The organism is Prevotella veroralis (genome assembly GCF_018127765.1).
Classification (GTDB): Bacteria; Bacteroidota; Bacteroidia; order Bacteroidales; family Bacteroidaceae; genus Prevotella; species Prevotella veroralis.
This window is the reverse complement of the sequence record NZ_CP072331.1, coordinates 42434-59754: the sequence shown is the minus strand read 5'-3', so window position 1 is coordinate 59754 and position 17321 is coordinate 42434. Positions and strand designations below refer to the sequence as shown.

The window sequence follows — 17321 nt, the reverse complement described above, 5'->3', positions numbered from 1 at the left end:
ACCGAAACTTACTTGCTTGTTGAGGAGTCTGATTTAATAGATTTTTGTGCCTCATGCCAAATTCTATTAGTTTCCATTCGACCAGCACACATAGATCTATTGAATCCCTTCAGTTTGTCTTGCCAGTTGTTATCAATAAATCTATAATTCCAATTTCCATCATCATCAAAAATTTCCCCGATTTGGTATTTTTCCCCACTAACCATATTGCATGGGTAGATTTTACCTTCTGGATCCATATATAAAAAATCTAAATATTCCCATCTGCCTGCAAGACAAAACCTTTTACAGCGAGAAGCTTTTCTATAATGATCTTCATTATATGGATTCAGACCAAAAGCAGCCATTTTACTGAACTTAATCTTTTGTGTGTACTCGGAATCGTTTAACATCTGCCAATATTTCCAAAAACATTTTATGTCTTGTGGACTTAACACCTGACTAAACATATTGTTTTTTGGATCAATGCAGAAATAATACATGAAATAAATCTCATGCACTCCTAATTTTATAGCCTCTTCGACAAAACTGGGGATTGTATGAAGTGTACTTTTCATCACGACATAATTTAAAGTAACCCTAAAACCATCTTTTAGGGACAATTTTATTGCCTGAATTACATTCTCCCTTTTTCGCCCAGTAATATACTTATGGCATTCTTTTGGAAAAATCGTAAACTTGATATCCGATATATTATTTTCATGCAACAAAGGAAAAAACTCCTTATATCGACTTGTTATAAGAATACCATTTGTAGTAATTTCTGTTGAATGACATTTCTTCTTGATTCTTAGGAAATCCCAGTAATGAGGTAACCATTCATTAACTATAGGGTGTACGATATAACCATCTTTGAGAAATAAGTCAGTGACAGCATCTGCTTTTGCATAGTCCCATCCTCTTCCTCTGGGATCTCCCTTTTGATAACAGTGCTTGCATTTTGAGTTGCATTCTCTGGACATCCATATGGTTATGTATTTCTGATGAAAATTGTCCGGTAAATCTTCTGAACCTAAAAAGGAATAAGTTTCTTCAACAAATCCTTCTTGACGTCCGTCATAATTGAATTCATCTAAGTTTATCATAATTTGCACAATTATCTATTTTAATGATTGAGTTTTATTTCTTCAAAAAAAGGTTTATTTACCTGTTCTTTTTCAAATATATCTTCATGTTCAATTGCGCGATAAATAAGAAAGGTATTTGCCAATGTTTTTTTATTAGATACTCCAACCATCACTTTTATAAGTTCCACAATAGCAGTGGCACATACAATGGATATTATTGGCGCAAAATACGGTAAGTCCTGTTCTTCTGTGTCAAATTTTCCTTCATTAACATTTTTATCAAAACCTACGCTAATGGCGTTTTTTATTGTAGAAACGCTAATTCCAGGTATATATGTATACACAAAACCTTTATAGCCCAATTGTGCAATATGCACAGCAGGAATATTGTGATTTATACAGAAATTGTTTATCATATAATGCGCTTCAAACTTATCAACAGCAACAAATATTGAGAGATCTTTGTATCTGCTATACAAATCCTCTAAGATTTGATTACTTATTGGCTTTGAAATGGTTTCTATCTCAATAAATGGGTTTATCTTTCTTAACGCTATTTTAGCAGAAATCACTTTATCTATACCCAATGTTGAATGGCTATGTAAAAATTGTCTGCCAAGGTTTGATTCGCCTACGGTATCAAAATCACATAAAACCAATCTTCCAACATTAGCTGTCGCTAATTGTAAACTTGCAGAGCATCCGCCACCACCAAGACCAATAACGACCACAGTAGAGGCTTTTATTTTTCTCATACCATCTTTCCCCATAAAAGGGAGAATTTCTTGCTTACGAAATCTCAGAGATTCTTTTTCTTTCATTTTTTTTAAGTTTAAAGTATAAATTATTTTCCTAAGATAATTCTGTCTGCCCATAATTTACTATACATATTTGAAAGCTTTAGCATAGTATTGGAGAATTTGCAACATAGAAACATTTCTGCATTTTGATTGTTTATATTTGCAAGTTTGTAATATGGAGAATCTGACACAGGAACACAACCAGCAGTTTTGAAGATTTTATCCGTTCCAACCTTCAAAGTAGCAGATACAAAAAAGGGGGTTATATCAGAATCTAAATGTAAGTTTACCCATAGAGAAAGTACCAATCTTAAAATAGAAGAAATGTTATTTTTCTGCCTCTGTTCAGGAGCAACCGTCCAAGATGAGTCGTAAAGAATATCGTTCCCATGTTCCAAAAGTTTTTTAGCTGATTTTTGAATTTCTGAAGATAGAACATGGTTTCCACCTGTCATCGTTAATTCTATGGGTGGAAACGATATTTTGAATTCTTTACAAGTACTATACCGTAATGTTTCAAACATTGCTATTGGGTTCAAGTCCCCATTCGACTCTTTAGTACATATAGCAATGTGATCGCTAAGAAAATCATATGCGCCTATAGGCATAATGGAATTACCATATTCATGTTGGTATCCCATAATTTTCAACTTGATCAGCTTGTTAAACATTCCATAGACTTTTGAGTCATTGATGTTTAAAACTGGGTTTTTAATCTCAACTACTTGATAATCCATCTTATTTCTTTGTATTTGTATTATTTAATTCAAGTATTATATACTTACACATAAGCAATATCTTAATTCCAAGAAATGGAAAAGGCTTATTTTTTTAATATTTGTCAATTGCCATTTTACAACAAATTTATAAAAGGGCTTCATAGAGAGGGTATATGCGAATATATCAGCAAACATAAAAATGTTTGCATTAGATAATTCTTCATACCATCCAGACTATAACTGTCGGTTTTGGAATTTCACCAAATCAGTTCTATTAAAAATAGAAGTCGCGGACTATACCGCCGGTAAGGAATTTCACCCTGCCCCTGAAGAATCCAATTATTTTTTTAATAAAACATAGGGAAAGATACAAGAAAATACATGGCAAGAATTGCAATGTATAAAACCTCGTACCATCCAGACTATAACTGTCGGTTTTGGAATTTCACCAAATCAGTTCTATTAAAAATAGAAGTCGCGGACTATACCGCCGATAGGGAATTTCACCCTGCCCCCGAAGTTCTTTGCAAAGATATATATAAAGTATAATACCACCAAAAAAAACGCATAAATTTTACACTACCCTCAAATCCGTAACTAAGCCCTTGAACGTCCTTATTGCGTTTACACGTCCTCTCATTACTGAATTTGCAGATAATTTGAACTTGAAGCACCCACTTCTGCCTACAATATCCCCTTACCCCACAATGTGACTTGAGGCAATACACAATATCATTCCCATAAGTTGTAGGCATTATCCAAAATCAGTCTGGAAAACATCTGCGTAAGCATTATTACAGGTATATCAGCTCTGAAGCGATTGATAGTGAGCCCATTCTGTTCAAATCTCTCAAAGAACCTCTTCAGCGTGTCCTTCTGATGGAAACGAACATTTGTGTTACCATCGCTATTCTCTATACCGACTATCAAATCGCCAATAACCGCCACGCCCGGTCGATAACCAAGGAACTTCTTGTATGTAGGCTTTGCATCATACTTCTCTGTCTCTATGAACTGATGGTCGAAATCAACATCATACATCTCACCCTCTTTCAGTTGGCCAGATGCAAATATACAATTGAGCAATAAAGTATTGAGAGTGTCAGCCGTATTGAAATCGTAGGTCTTGCCCATATCTGATGTGTATGAAATGTTTTCTCGCGTCAACTCCTTTATCGCTCTGAGGATAGTATCAGAGCTACAAGTGCGAAGTGTCGGATGAAGCGAGAGGTGGTTCATCAAATGAGTAGTGACATCCTGGGGTACATGAACCACCACAGAAGTAGATACTCATGAGAGAACGGATGATTTCGCTGTACTGATAACCGAACGATCTACACCTTAGACCGAGGGTTGAGTCGATTACAGATGATAATCTGGAGTCAAATTGCTCCATGATTGAAAATAATCCCCCAAAAGGAGTGAGTCTCTCAGATTTAATTTGTATCTTCGCCATGTCTATCGTCAGATTCTCTTGTTTTTTTTGCAACACTAATATAAGTGAAAATTCTGACATGGCAGAATCCTGAGCAACTTTTTGTTGCTCAGGTACTTAAAAAGTTTAATTTATAATAGTGTTGCGGAATTAAGGTTCTTATGGTTTTCATGAAACCAGTTTAGTATAGCATCTGCTTCTGGATGTAATATAAATTCTCCTCCTTCCAAATCTATAGTTGTCCTTTTCGTCACACATTTGCTTGACATTATCCTAATAATATCATTTAATGACAAATGTTCTACAGGTCTCTTTTTCCAAATAGAACAGTGTTTACAACGAGACTGACAAAGTGGAGTTGAATAAATCATAAGCGATGTCAATTCCTTGTGATGTGTGCAAGTTATATTTTTGAGGAATGTTATTCCGTTTAAAAGGTAATCTTTTATGTTATACTTTGAAATTAATGTGTGAATACAAAGCAGGAGGGCATTTAGAAAATGCCCTCCTGCTTAACTGTTGAATTAATTTAGTCCTTTATAATCTGCTTTGAATCATAAACTTTCCCAGAGACAATGAGAGACGCGATGTGTAGTCCAGAGTTCAATGGAGATAAATCTACTTGAATAGAGGACTGATTGTATGGTATCTCAATCCGTTTTTCTTGAACACCTGATAAATTGCAAATGACAAGATATACATCAGATTTATTCTCTTCCACACTAATCGTAAAAGTCATCATTCCTTTTGTGGGATTTGGAGTGTAATTCAAAATCCGATTCCTTTTTGCTTTTTTAGCTAAAAAAGAAATATCTGTAGTATTTTCATTCATACTTAATTCTGCAATTAAAGATTTTTGCTCTTCTATTTGTAATGTTAAATCTTGTACGGATTGAACTAAAAGAGGAATAAGGACAGTATAATTAATCATTTTATGTCCCTCTTCATCAGTCTTTACAGCATCAGGTATAAAACCTTTTTTCATCGTACATCAACTTTTATTAGTTTCATAATAGGGTTCTTAGTTTTGCAAAATAGCCTATTTCTTTTGAACTTGCAAAAAATCTGCTAAAAAAAATGATAAAACCACTTTTTTTTATTCCTGCGGGGTGATTTCTGTAAATTAAAGTTCATATTGCAATAAATTTCTGTCTTTATCTTAGTATATCCTGATTTATCCCTCATAGTTAATTAGGAAGATTTTTCACTATAATTTTGTTGTTCGAAACTAAATACATATAAAAGTAACAAATTATGGAATCGAACAGCAATGACAATTATGTGCTGGTCTTGGAAGACCGCACGGAAGTGAAGAATGCTAACGAAACGGGAAAACTCTCCGTAGTTTCAGGTATTGACGACAAAGGAAAGCTCCAAACAACGGAAGCCAAGGATGTGCATCAGGCTGCCTTCTTGAAGTTCAATAACAAAGATGGCTTGCTGAAGAACTTCATGACTAATTTCCTCAAGCAGTTCAACGAGCCCACTCGTTTCGGACTCTACAAGGTAGTGGCTAACAATGTGGAGCAAGGTGTGGCATCGCTCCATACCATGCTTCAGAACCGTGAGAAGCCGGAGAACAAGCAGCAGTTGGCAGATAGTCAGGTGCGCTTTGACGACTTCCTACCCAAGCAGAAGAATGCCACCGCCATTGACGAGTCGAAGATTGATTGGAAGCAGCTCGACAACCTCGGACTTACCCGTGAGCGATTGGAGCAGAGTGGAGAGTTGGCAAAAATGCTCAACTGGCAGAAGAGCAATCTTGTAACCATCGCCATCCCGATGGGTGATACTACCATCTATACCGATGCCCGTTTGGCATTTCGTACCGATGGCGAGGGTAATATTGGCTTGGCAGTTCACCCGCTTCGCAAAGAGCCACAGCTCGACTTTCCCTACATGGGACACAAGTTCTCTCCAGAGGAGAAAGAACAGCTCCTTGCAACAGGCAACCTTGGCAAGACCATCGAGATTACGCCCAAGAATGGTGAGCCGTTCGCAGCCTACGTATCCATCGATCCGCAGACCAACGAGCTCATCGCCCTTCGTGCCGACCGTGTGAACATTCCTAGGGAAATCAAAGGTATTACCCTTTCCGATGCACAGTACAAAAGCCTCGTGGAAGGTAAGGCTGTGAAAGTGGAGAGCATGACCGCCAAGAGTGGCAAAACATTTAATGCTGTATTGCAAGTCAATGCAGAGAAGAAAGGCATTGAATTTATCTTTGACAATAATCGTGGATTTAAGGAGCACCAGCAGCAGACACTGCAGCAAGGCGTCCCACATAAGCTTTGCGGCTTAGAGTTATCAGATAAACAGCGTGAAGCATTGGATAGCGGTCGCACACTATATTTAAAGAATATGGTGGATAAACAGGGACAACCTTTCAACGCATACGTCCGCATGGATAAGGAACAGAATAGACCACGTTTTTACAAGTGGAATCCCGATAAGAAGCAGGAAACTGGCAAAGAAAAGGTGGTTGCCGTAGCCGAAGAACACAAAACACAGGTAGCCGTGAATAACCACGGTAAGACTAACGAAGCCACCAAGGATGTGAAAGAGCCACTCAAAACGGGACAGACACAACCTACTGCCGAGCAGAGGCAAAAGAAGGACGAAAACAAGCAGAAGAAGTCCCGTGGACGTAAGATGTAACCCTTAATTCTATTATCGACTATGACAACTTGTATTATCGCCGAGAAACCCTCGGTAGCCAGAGATATTGCCCGCATCGTTGGGGCAAACAGCAAGCAGGACGGATACATGGATGGCAACGGTTACCTCGTTACGTGGGCAATGGGACACCTCATCGCCCTTGCCATGCCCGAAACCTACGGTTTTTCTGCCTACAAAGCCGAGGACTTGCCCATCCGTCCCAATCCATTTCAGTTAATGGTACGACAAGTACACAAGGACAAGGAGTATATATCAGACCCTGCAGCATTGAAGCAACTCAAGGTGTTACGTTCCTGCTTTGACAAGGCAGACCGTATCATCGTTGCCACAGATGCAGGGCGTGAAGGTGAACTCATCTTCCGCTATATCTATCAATATCTTGATTGCAGAAAACCTTTTGACCGCCTTTGGATAAGTTCTCTCACAAACAAAGCTATCCGTGAGGGACTTTCCAATCTCAAACTAGGAAGCCATTACGACAACCTCTATCATTCTGCCAAGGCAAGAAGCGAAGCCGACTGGCTCGTGGGTATTAATGCCAGCCGAGCCCTTTCCATTGCCCGCAGGGGTGGCTATTCCTTGGGACGGGTACAGACCCCGATACTTGCTATGGTCTGCCGTCGGTACATAGAGAACCGTGATTTTTCTTCCGTACCCTATTGGAAATTATCCGTTCACACAGAGAAAGAGGGCGTGCCGCTGAAAACCGTTGGCTGTAAAGACTATGAGAGTGAAGCATCGGCACAGACTGCTCTCGCTGTACTTCGCAGTCAGAGCCAGCTTACAGTGGAATCGGTCGTAAGAAAGGTGGCTGGTACACCGCCACCACTCTTGTACGACCTTACTGCCTTGCAAAAAGATGCCAACAGACGCCACGGCTTTTCTGCAGACAAAACCCTCTCAATAGCCCAAAGCCTCTATGAGAAGAAAATCACGACCTATCCCCGCACAGGCAGCCGATACATCAGCGAGGATATTTTCGAGGAAGTACCCGCCCTGCTGCGCAAGATAGGCAAGACACTTTCAAATCCACTTAACCGCCATTCGGTGGACAACGCAAAAGTAACCGACCACCACGCCATCATCCCCACGGGGGAGACGCCAACGGGCTTATCTACGGACGAAGCAAACATATATAATATGGTAGTAACTCGCTTTTCCGAAGCCTTTTCTTCTGATTCCGAGGAAGAGCGTATGCAGGTGCGGTTTACGGACGGCACCAACACCTTTACTTGGAAAGCATGTAGGCAGATTTCCTTGGGTTGGAAAGCCGTACAGAAAAGTAAAGAAGCGGAAGCAGATAAGAAAGAAGATGGTGATGAACATATTTTGTCTTCATTGCCGAACTTAACAGAAGGTGAAGTCCTGCCACTTGTCAATGCAGACATCACCGAGCATAAGACCAAACCTAAACCTCTCTACGCAGAAGCGACACTGCTTTCTGCTATGGAGAACGCTGGAAAAGAGGTTGAAGATGCTGAAAGTAAGAAAGCGATGGCAGAATGTGGTATCGGCACACCAGCCACCCGTGCCAACATCATCGAGACGCTTATTCTCCGTGATTATATCCGAAGGGACAAGAAAGCCATCATTCCTACCGAGAAAGGCCTGGCTGTCTATGAGATTGTCAAGGACAAGAAAATTGCCAATGCGGAGATGACAGGCAGTTGGGAACTTGCCCTTGCCGCTATTGAAGCAGGAAAGATACCATCTAAAAGGTTCGCGCAGGGCATTAATTCATACGTGGGGACTATTTGCGAGGAACTCCTCTCGCTTTCTTCAGAGCAGAAGTCCTATCCTGTCTACCGCTGTCCAAAGTGTGGACAGCAGAGTGTCGGCATATATGCCAAGGTAGCTAAGTGCAGGCATGAAACCTGTGGATTTCACGTGTTTCGTGAAGTCTGCGGCATACTTCTCTCTGAAGATAATATCCGTGACTTGATAAGCTCTGGTCGTACGCCTATCCTTAAAGGGCTGACCAGCAAGGCAGGAAAGAAATTCAATGCCCGACTTGTTCTGGGTGAAGACTACGCCACTTCCTTTGAATTTGAGAACAAGAAAGGAAAACAAAGAGGGAGATAATTCCGACAGAAACAGAGAGGAGCAGATATAGGTCGGGAGATACAAGTATTACCTCCCGACCTTTTTACCTCCACTTTATTAAAAGAAAACACTATGGCATACAATAAGAAAGAAGTCCTGCAAGCCAATACGGAAGCTATCCGTGTGGTCTTGCGATTAGAAAAAGAACGCCGCGAAGCCACCGAAGCTGAGAAAAGTATCTTACGGAACTATCAGGGCTTCGGTGGCTTGAAATGTGTACTCAACCGCACAGATAACCCCGATGACATACGCTATTGGAGCAAGTCTGAGCAGAATCTCTTTGAGCCGACACAGCAGCTCAAGCAGATGATTTATCGTGAAGCCTTAGATGCCAATACCGCCAAGCGGTATTGGGAAAGCATCAAGGCAAGCGTACTGACCTCCTTCTATACCGATACCCGTATCGTTTCTGCCATCTCTGATACTCTCACTTCTGTAAATGTACCCATACGTCGATGTTTGGATCCTTCGGCTGGCATGGGTGCCTTTGCAGAGACCTTTGCAAGGCAAGCTGGAGTTGTAGATGCAATGGAAAAGGACCTGCTCACTGCCCGCATCAGCCAAGCCCTGCACCCCTATGGTAAAGGCAATGTGTTCGTTCGCAACGAGCCTTTTGAAGCTATTGGAGAACTGGAAGACAAGGACAAGTACGACCTTATTACAAGTAACATTCCTTTTGGAGATTTCATGATCTATGACCGAGAGTATAGCAAAGGCAAGGACACTCTTAAACGTGAGTCCACACGTGCCATTCACAATTACTTCTTCGTGAAAGGTCTGGACTGCATCAAGGAAGGTGGAATTTTGGCATTCATCACCTCACAGGGCGTATTAGACAGTCCCCGCAATGAAGCCATACGCCGTTACCTCATGCAGAACAGCCGCCTTATCTCCGCTCTCCGCCTACCATCGGGTATGTTTTCAGACAATGCAGGAACTGACGTAGGCAGTGACCTCATTGTCCTGCAGAAGCAAACAGGTAAAGAAATCAGCAAGGGGATTGAGCAGCAGTTTGTAGAAGCCGTTTCCGTTCCTAAGGAAGAAGGCTCTTCAGTCGTCTTCAAGCATAACTCTCTTTTTGTAGGAGATTGGAAAGACATATCTCATCGCACCATTGCTACAGAGCGCATAATGGGTACAGACCCTTATGGAAGACCTGCATGGGAGTATCGGTTCACAGGAGGAATTGAGGAAATGGCAGAAAGTCTCCGAACACAACTCTCCCTTGAAATGGGACAACGTATCGACCGTAAGCTATATGAAACAGGTATACCGATGACAGAGGTAGAACGAGAGGCTGAAGCAGAGAAACAGCTTCGCAAGTTGGGTATTACCATAAGTCGGGAAGAAGAGACAGAGAGGACAAAGACTGAAGACAAGGGTATAAACGATGCCTATAACCTCATGCCCGACAGTATCAAGAAGCAACTGCCAAAACTTTACAGCACGGAAAAGGAACTCATTGGCGATAAGGTTGCCTATGCACGCTATTTCTTCCCTATGGGAGCATACACAGCCTACCTTCTGGAATATGACCCTAAGAGCCGCATTGGCTTCGGTGCCGTGACAATGGGTTATGGTTGGGAGCTTGGCAATATGTCCCTTGATGAGATGGAAGGCGTGAAGGTAAGAGGACTGGGGATTGAACGCGACCTGTATTTCTCTCCTAAGAAATTGCATGAGATAGCCGAACTGGAAGAAATAGTCAGGGGACAATATACCAAAGAAGAAGTGGTAGCAGAGGAAATCAAGGAAGAAGTGATAACAAAGGCAGAAACAGAGAATAAGGTTAAGGAGACTGTAACCATTGCTTCTGAGAACGATACGCAGATAATGGAAAATATCGTTCCTAACGGCGAGACAATTCCATTACAGCCGTCATCATCAGAGTCCGCCCCACAACAATTAGTATCAGAACAGCCTTCCATAACTGTTGAACCTGCGCCCGAAGGCGTACCCGCCTTGACACTTCATCATCAATACGAGCAAGAACCACAGGAAATCCGTACGGATATTGAAGCCCCAAGAGAGATGAATGGGCAGACAATATTCTTTGACGACGATCATCATCCAGTGGTGGATAATAATATGGAAGACATCGGACAACCGGAGCAGCTGTCACTGTTTGCCCCGGAGGAATACAGTCTTTGGACAAGAGAAGTTACCCGTGTGAACCATGAAATCAAGGATAATCCAGGAACTTCACAGGCACGCCGTCCTATAACACAAACTGCTCCCCCAAAAACATCGGTCAGCAAGGTACAAAAGGCAGCGATCATTCCTCAACGCCGTACCCGTAGTAGCAGGAAAAATGCTTCTTCCTCTTCACGTGAGCCGTCGCTTTTCGACTTCATGAACGAAGCCGAAGAGCGCAAGCCAAAACCTATAGCGGAAGTCAGAAAAGAGTTTGACGCTTCCCCGCGCCCTTTTCTCTCTTCGCCGGACTCTCACCTGAGAGACGGCTCCATTGTCGTACAGAAGGGACAGATAGGCTTTCTTTCTGACTTAAAGCGACATCCAACCTTTAACCCGATGGACTTGCCGTATGCGCAGCTTTCCCGTCTCAAAGCCTATATCGAGATACGGGAGTGCTATCATCGTCTCTATGACTACGAGGCTGAGAACCATGCAGAAGACAGGGAAGACCGCAGCAGACTCAATCACCTTTATAATGACTATGTTGCACGCTGGGGCTACTTCAACCAGAAGACAAACATCGATGTGATAAAAATGGATGCCACGGGTGTGGAAATGCTCTTCTTGGAACGCTCCGAAAACGGCAGGTACGTCAAGGCGGACATCTTCGACCATCCCACGGCATTTTCTACCACGGAACTGACCGTTGCCACAGACTCGATGGAAGCACTGGGTGCATCGCTCAACAAGTACGGCGCGGTGGAACTTGACTACATGAGTTCACTTTTACCTGATATGGAGGAAAGCGACATCATTTCTTCCTTGGAAGGTCGCATCTATTACAATCCCGAAGAGAATGCTTACGAAGTGGCGGATAAGTTCATTTCGGGCAATGTAATAGAAAAGGCGGAGCGCATCGAATCGTGGCTCTTGGACCATCCTGGACACGAGGAAGCAAAACAGAGCCTTGCTGTCCTGCGTGCAGCCACGCCAACACCCATTCCTTTTGCGGACCTTGACTTCAACCTCGGTGAACGCTGGATACCTGCTAAAGTCTATGGCAGGTTCGCTTCGGAATTCTTCGGGACAGACATTAGCGTATCCTACCATTCCAACATGGACGAGTACAGCATTGTCTGCGACCACAAAAATGCCAATATCTGGCACAAGTATGCTGTACAGGGAGAGTTCCGCCGTTATGACGGCATCAACCTGATGAAGCACGCCCTGCACAATACCATTCCCGACATCAACAAGAGCAAGGAAGTGACGGATAAGGTTACGGGAGAAACCAAGACCATTAAAGTAAGAGATGGACATGCCATACAGATGGCGAATGCCAAGATTGAGGAAATCAGACAGGGCTTTGTTGATTGGCTCGGACGGACACCTGACACGTTCAAGCAGCAGTTATCCGACCGTTACAACCGCCTTTTCAATTGCTTTGTGCGACCCAACTTTGACGGCACGCATCAGACTTTTCCCGACCTTGACCTCAGACGATTGGGCATTGCCGACCTTTACAAGAGCCAGAAGGACGCCGTGTGGATGCTCAAAACCAACGGTGGCGGCATCTGCGACCACGAGGTGGGAGCGGGAAAGACACTCATCATGTGTACGGCTGCCTACGAGATGAAGCGATTGGGACTTGCAAACAAGCCGATGATTATCGGACTAAAGGCAAACGTCTTCGATATTGCCGATACGTTCCACAAGGCTTATCCCAATGCCAAGGTGCTCTATCCGGGCAAGAACGATTTTAATAAGCAGAACCGCCAGCGTATTTTCAACGACATCAAGAACAACGATTGGGACTGTATTATACTTACACATGAACAGTTCGGTATGATACCGCAAGCATTGGAGATACAGGAAGCGATTATGCAAAAGGAACTGGACTCTGTGGAAGAAAATCTCGAAGTGTTGCGACAACAAGGAAGAGACATCTCCCGTGGGATGCTCAAAGGACTGGAAAAACGCAAACAGACGCTTGAAGCCAAGTTACAGAACATACAGGACAGCATCGCCGAAAGAAAGGACGATGCCGTGGACTTCAAGATGATGGGTATTGACCACCTCTTTGTAGATGAATCGCACCAATTCAAGAACCTGATGTTCAACACCCGCCATGACCGTGTATCAGGCTTGGGCAATCCTGATGGTTCACAGCGTGCCTTAAACATGCTCTTTGCCATACGCACGATACAGGAACGTTCGGGTAAGGACTTGGGAGCAACTTTTCTTTCGGGAACGACTATTTCCAACAGTCTGACAGAATTGTATTTGCTCTTCAAATACCTCCGTCCGCAAGCATTAGAAAAGCAGGGTATCAATAGTTTTGATGCTTGGGCAGCAGTCTTTGCAAAGAAGTCTACCGACTATGAGTTCTCCATCACAAACGATATCATTCAGAAAGAGCGGTTTAGGACGTTCATCAAGGTACCTGAACTTGCCTCGTTCTATGCGGAAGTATGGGAGTAGAAAGCAGAAAATGGCATAAAAGTCATATCTGACTGAAATACAGCGGATATTGCTTGTTTCTTCTTAGGGTTGCATCATAGAAAACAGGCAGAAAAGGGAGCGAAAAGGAGGGAGTTCAGTTACCAAATCGTTCGAAAAACGATGAAAGGAAAAGGAGGGCTGAAAGTGGTAACTAAAATGGTATTTTCTCTTTCATTATCAATGTTTTGCATCGCTCAAAGTTCCTCGAAGAAGTGTAATTTTGCAAGCAAAAAACAATGGAAAAAGAAAAATTCAAGCTGCTTTTCTACCTCAAGAGAGGTACGCAGGACAAAAACGGAAAAAGTCCCATCATGGGACGCATCAGTATCGGTCACTCGATGGTCCAGTTCAGTTGCAAGTGCGCCTGTACCCCAAAGCTTTGGGATAGTCGCAAACAGCGACTTGTGGGTAAAAGTGCCGAAGCTGTGTCGGTAAACAAGGAACTTGACCGACTGCAAGTATGCATTCATCAAGTTTATGAATCGCTTTCGGGCAAGTTAGGCAACACAGTTACAGCAGGGCAAGTAAGGGAACTTGTATTCGGGTTAAATAGCGAATTGCAGGGGCTACTCCATTTCTTGGACGAGTATATAGACCGTTTCCGTGATCGTGTCGGCATAGACCGCAGCGAACGCAGACTGAAATGCCTGCTACTCTTTCGTAGACACCTGTCTGAATTTGTAAGATACCGCTACCATGTGGAAGATATTCCCGTGCAGAAAGCCGACATCGCCTTTATCAAAGACTTAGAGGACTATTTTGCCAAAGAAAAGGGTTTTAAGCTCAATACATCGGCAGGCTATCTCACTATGCTGGCATCTCTGCTCAAAGACCTGCACAAGCGACACATCATAGACACCTATTCTTTTATTGGTCATTCCATTCGCTGGGACGTGGGAACACCTCGATACATCACAAGGGAGGAAGTAAGTCGAATAGCTGCGTTAAGCGATAATGAACTGCAAGGCTACGAGCAGGTGTCAAGGGATATGTTTCTCTTTTCGTGCTATACCGGTCTGTCTTATACGGACGTGTACCACCTCACGGCAGAACATATCATCCACGAGTCCGATATGGATTGGATACGTAAGCCGAGAGTAAAGACGGGCAATATATGCTACATTCCGCTATTGCCCGAAGCGTTTGCCATCATTGAGCGGTACAAAGGTATTCATACAAGGGCATTCCGTCACGAACCGCCCAAAGGGTATCTGCTACCCATACCAGGCTGCGATACAGTGAACATACACCTCAAAAAGATAGCTCGGCTTTGTGACATCAAAAAGATATTGACCTTTCACATGGCTCGCCATACCTTTGCATCTCAGATGACCCTTTCAGAAGGCGTGTCTATCGAAAGCGTATCGAAAATGCTCGGACATAGCCAAATAAAGACCACACAAGTGTATGCAGAGACTTCTCCAGAGCGTGTCTTTCGGGATGTGGAGAAGATTCTCCCTCTCATCGCACAATATCGTTTAATCAACTAAAAGTCCAAGAACAATGAAAAGTACATTTTCAATACTATTCTATATAGACAGAAGCAAGACAAGCGAAAGGAATGAATGCATTATCCGCTGCCGTATCACCTGCAATGGTGCGTCTTCTTCATTCTCAACAGGTTTGTACACCTCTCCCGATGATTGGCAATCAAAGAAAGGGCGCATGAAAGTGGTGGCAAACAGAGCGAATGCCGTCAATCTGCAACTGAACTCAATAGAAGAGTGCTTGCATTCACTCTATGAACGTACATTAAGGGAAGAAAACTATATCACGGCGGAATACCTCAAGGAGCGTTATATGCAGCAAAGTCGCCCCATGCCAACACTTACGGAGCTATATCAATCCGTTTGTGAATACAAGGAGGAATTGCAGGGCAGAACATTAAGCAAGGCAACTGTCAGGGCTTTTAAGGATAGCTACAAGAGTTTTGTTCATTTCCTGCAAGTAAGGGACAGGGCAGACTGTATGCCCACGGAGGTGGACAAGACTTTGCTTGAGGACTATCGCCTTTTTATGCTTCGGGACTTGGAAAACAAGGAAAGCAGTGTCGGCAACCGCCTACGCCACTTGCATCAGGTCATTCGCAAGGCATTGCAGGAGCGATACGTTCGTGAAGACCCTTTTGAACTCATAGACATAGAAACGCCTACCTACGAGCGCAATTCACTTACGGTGGACGACCTGCAAAAACTTTTGGCTTACCGTCCGCACCGCTCGACAGACAACCATTGCAGACTTATTTTCCTCTTGGGATGTTTCACGGGGCTGGCATTCTCAGACTTAAAGAAACTCCGAATGGACGATGTTTATACATTCGGGGATGGGCGTAGGTACATATCGCTCTGTCGCACAAAGACACAGAACAGGAGCATTGTCCCCTTGTTGCCCATTGCCGAAGAGATACTCACCATTGTCAGTGACGGACGAAAGGAGGGTTTGCTCTTTCGTGAGTTCCCCACGAATAGCCATTTCAACCGCAAGATAAGGGACATCATCATCAAGGCAGGACTCCCACCTCATACCGAAGCCAACTCGCACACGGCACGACATACTTTTGCGACAACTATCTGCTTGGAGAACGGTCTGCCGATAGAAACCGTCAGTAAGATGCTCGGACACCGTTTCATTTCTACCACCGAACTTTACGCAAAGGTCAGCAAGGGTAAGATTGCCCGTGAGATGCAGCCACTCATGGGCAGCAATATCACAATGGAACTGCGAAAGGCTTTGCGTGTCTGCCCGCCCAAAAAGCCAAGCGGAGAGCAAGCAGTTTTTCTTTTGGCTGCAAAGCAACCATCATTGGATATCAACGCTAAATGAAGATGAAGATAAAGATGAAACAGCACAACAAACAGGAACTTTCCTATTTTCGATTGAAATTAAGAAGTTACATGAGTGAACATCACCCCGAGTGATTGGGAGACAAGGAGTTTATCACGGCAAGAGCCGACATGGCACTGACCGCCTACTGCAATGCTGTGGCGCAAGGTTTTAATCATTTAGAAGCAGAAAGAATAGCAAGTGAAGTGCTTTTCTGTGGACTGCATTTCTCAAAGTACGATACCCTTGTTTCTGTCTTAGAGGACGAGTTTGAGAGGGAACTTCCTGCACCGCTCCCAGAGAAACTCGTACCTATACTGTTGTCGAACAAGGCTATTCAAGCCACATTCGACAAATTCGGTTTGACGGACACATTGGCTTCTGACGAGCAATACGGCCGTCTTTACACCGAACTCACAGGCACGATAGTGCTGCTCATTGAGAGCAATAATCTGCCAACGGTCAGACTGACGGAGGAAGCAAGCCCGAAGGCGTTGTAAGCAAAGGCGCACGCAAAGTCCCTGATGCCGTTTCTTATCGTGCAAAGGTACAACGGCAGCCTATCTGCCCTGACAAGGTCGAGTCTTGCAGATGGAGAGAAGAATCTCCACCGCAGGATTTTTCTGTTTCAAGGCGGTATTGCCATTTTCTGTATTCGTGCGGTCGTATTCATCTCTCCCAACCTTGCAGGGCTGGGCCGCCGTAGAGAGTATAGGCACGACAAGAATACGGCATACTCAGACTCTTTGGACGCAAGGCGTAACAACCAACAACAGATAGGACTGACGATAATACGGACAATCTGTTGTTTGTACAATTTGTTGTCATGACTATCTGTTGTCAAAACTATATATCGTCAAAATAATCTATCGATAAAACTATCTATCGACACTTCGACTTCTCAATTTGTCGAACTATCGAACTGTCGATAGACCAACAAATATGCAATAAAAGGAAAGAGCCGGCACCTCATCTCATTACCGCAATAATGCTGAGGAATTTCCTCGTGAGCTTTTCTCTTGTTTTCCTAACATTTCTCTGCTTTTCCTCATTCCTT

Annotated in this window: 9 protein-coding genes, 3 pseudogenes and 2 riboswitches; of the genes and pseudogenes, 6 read left to right on the top strand and 6 right to left on the bottom strand. The window is 43.3% G+C overall.

Annotated elements, in window-relative coordinates:
* Positions 1–8: 8 nt before the first annotated feature.
* From J5A55_RS08470 to J5A55_RS08450, 6 genes and pseudogenes are all read right to left on the bottom strand, one after another.
* On the bottom strand, positions 9–1085 hold the full coding sequence (locus J5A55_RS08470) for a radical SAM protein (RefSeq protein WP_004384690.1): 1077 nt from the start codon (positions 1083–1085) through the stop codon (positions 9–11).
* Between the two features lie 20 nt (positions 1086–1105).
* The gene (locus J5A55_RS08465; protein WP_004384689.1) at positions 1106–1888 is read right to left on the bottom strand and encodes a HesA/MoeB/ThiF family protein; all 783 of its coding nucleotides are present in this window, start codon (positions 1886–1888) and stop codon (positions 1106–1108) included.
* Between the two features lie 23 nt (positions 1889–1911).
* Positions 1912–2604, bottom strand: a complete 693-nt coding sequence (locus J5A55_RS08460) for a hypothetical protein (protein ID WP_004384688.1) — start codon at positions 2602–2604, stop codon at positions 1912–1914.
* 195 nt (positions 2605–2799) lie between these two features.
* A riboswitch (FMN riboswitch) is annotated at positions 2800–2923 on the bottom strand.
* 64 nt (positions 2924–2987) lie between these two features.
* A riboswitch (FMN riboswitch) is annotated at positions 2988–3111 on the bottom strand.
* Between the two features lie 279 nt (positions 3112–3390).
* Positions 3391–4042: pseudogene (locus J5A55_RS08455) on the bottom strand (transposase family protein); the annotation flags it as partial.
* 134 nt (positions 4043–4176) lie between these two features.
* Positions 4177–4485: pseudogene (locus J5A55_RS12355) on the bottom strand (radical SAM protein); the annotation flags it as partial.
* A 65-nt stretch (positions 4486–4550) separates the two neighbouring features.
* A complete protein-coding gene (locus J5A55_RS08450) occupies positions 4551–5006 on the bottom strand; it encodes a T9SS type A sorting domain-containing protein (protein ID WP_004384683.1) in 456 nt (151 codons plus the stop codon).
* A gap of 269 nt (positions 5007–5275) precedes the next feature.
* Between J5A55_RS08450 and J5A55_RS08445 the strand changes: the two genes are divergently transcribed.
* The 6 genes and pseudogenes from J5A55_RS08445 to J5A55_RS08420 all read left to right on the top strand — a co-directional run bounded on the left by J5A55_RS08445 (position 5276) and on the right by J5A55_RS08420 (position 16764).
* Entirely contained in the window at positions 5276–6679 is a 1404-nt protein-coding gene (locus tag J5A55_RS08445) for a DUF3945 domain-containing protein (RefSeq protein ID WP_004384682.1), read from the top strand.
* A 21-nt stretch (positions 6680–6700) separates the two neighbouring features.
* Positions 6701–8782 carry a type IA DNA topoisomerase gene (locus J5A55_RS08440; protein WP_004384681.1) on the top strand — a complete coding sequence of 694 codons (2082 nt, stop codon included), beginning with the start codon at positions 6701–6703 and terminating at the stop codon, positions 8780–8782.
* A gap of 93 nt (positions 8783–8875) precedes the next feature.
* Complete coding sequence (locus J5A55_RS08435; RefSeq protein WP_004384680.1) at positions 8876–13420, top strand: DUF2958 domain-containing protein; 4545 nt, start codon at positions 8876–8878, stop codon at positions 13418–13420.
* Between the two features lie 257 nt (positions 13421–13677).
* Positions 13678–14931 carry a site-specific integrase gene (locus J5A55_RS08430; RefSeq protein WP_004384679.1) on the top strand — a complete coding sequence of 418 codons (1254 nt, stop codon included), beginning with the start codon at positions 13678–13680 and terminating at the stop codon, positions 14929–14931.
* A 13-nt stretch (positions 14932–14944) separates the two neighbouring features.
* The gene (locus tag J5A55_RS08425; protein ID WP_039851611.1) at positions 14945–16264 is read left to right on the top strand and encodes a site-specific integrase; all 1320 of its coding nucleotides are present in this window, start codon (positions 14945–14947) and stop codon (positions 16262–16264) included.
* 14 nt (positions 16265–16278) lie between these two features.
* Positions 16279–16764, top strand: a pseudogene (locus tag J5A55_RS08420) (DUF1896 domain-containing protein).
* The last annotated feature ends 557 nt before the right edge of the window (positions 16765–17321 follow it).